Here is a 1,476-nt window from a genome sequence, read left to right on the forward strand (position 1 = left end):
ATTAACAGGCGTACCATCTTCGTTCCAAAAGAAACGCTTGTATGGTACGCATGTTAATAAAGAATCGGCTTTTTTTCTTTTTAATACTGCAAATGCATTATTAAAATCAGTGCCGGTAACAAATGGGCTGGTTGCCTGTACCAATACAAAGTATTTTTCGGCCGGTAAGTTTACCTTAGCCAGATACTCCAGCATTACAGCCTCGGTTGATGAGGTATCAGCAGCATTTGCCGGATCCCTGTCATACACTACCAGTTTTGAAAAACCGAAAGTTAAAACGGTTTGCTTTATAACTTCAGAGTCTGTAGCAATAACAATAGTATCTATTGATTTGCTATCCTGCAAAGCTTTAGCGCACCAGTAAACCAGTGGTTTGCCACAAAATAACTTTATATTTTTAGAGGGGATTGATTTACTACCGCCTCTTACAGGTATAAAGGCAACCGCCATATTATATACTTTCTTTTTTTCTGTATTTTAATTTATCTCTCTGAACTTGTTCTATTGCTAATATTTCAGTGTCTTTATAGTTTWAAGACTCGTAGGCATGGTGCAGGTCCCTTACCATTTTTTGCATACCAGATGGCTCAAGTGATGCAGCATGGTCTGTACCTTTCCAGGTACGGTCTTTAGTAAAGTGTCTTTCTATCCAGTATGCTCCTAAAGTGTAAGCAGCAATATCTGTTGATATACCTAAGTGGTGACCAGAAAAACCGATAGCTTTAACTCTTGAATCGTATTTGTCATAAAGGCTTTTAATTTCAAGCAGGCAAATATCCTTAAATGGTACAGGATAGCCTGAAGTACAGCTATAAATAACCAACCTGTCTTTACTTTGTCCGTTTTCTTCAAAAAAGTTAATTACCTGTTCAACTTCATCCTTAGTAGTCATACCGGTTGACAAGTGGATCTCTCCCTTATAATCATCTCTTAACATACCCAGCATTTCGTAATTGTTATTACATGCTGATGGCACTTTAATAAATTCAGGATCAAGTTCAATGATCTCTTGGGCTGATATATTATCCCAAACAGAGGTTGCATAACCTATACCAATAGATTCTGCGTATTTTTTTAATTCAGCGTGCTGATCCTGATCAAACTCTAAAAATTCACGGTGTGCACCATAAGTATCACCATATGAATTGTATGGGTTAGGATGTGGAGCGTTGTACTGCTCTTCGGTAAGCAATTCCTTGTTATTACGTTTTTGAAACTTAGCGTAATCAGCGTCGCATTCTTTTGAAAGTTTTATAAGCTCTTTGGCAATTTCCATTTGCCCCATGTGATTACAGCCTATTTCTGAGATAACCCTGGGTTTTTGATACTTGAAATTAAACATATTTTTAACTTTTGTTTTTTAAATTATCTTATAAGTTTAGTGCATTTTTTGTTGTTAATAAAGGTCTTTCATCCTTCTAATAGCATTCTATTTCTCATATCTTAATTTAAATACATTTTGTATCCAATAAACAT

The 1,476-nt window shown here is 35.7% G+C and carries 2 protein-coding genes; both read right to left on the reverse strand.

Going from position 1 to position 1,476, the window contains the following annotated elements:
* Positions 1-450, reverse strand: a 450-nt coding sequence (locus AC1DRQ_RS31505) for an acylneuraminate cytidylyltransferase family protein (RefSeq protein WP_477430082.1), incomplete at its 3' end; no start/stop codon positions are given.
* Position 451: 1 nt separating this feature from the next.
* Entirely contained in the window at positions 452-1,342 is an 891-nt protein-coding gene (locus tag AC1DRQ_RS31510; protein WP_477430084.1) for an N-acetylneuraminate synthase family protein, read from the reverse strand.
* Between the last annotated feature and the right edge of the window lie 134 nt (positions 1,343-1,476).

This window comes from Mucilaginibacter sp. P4_E8, from assembly GCF_056401495.1.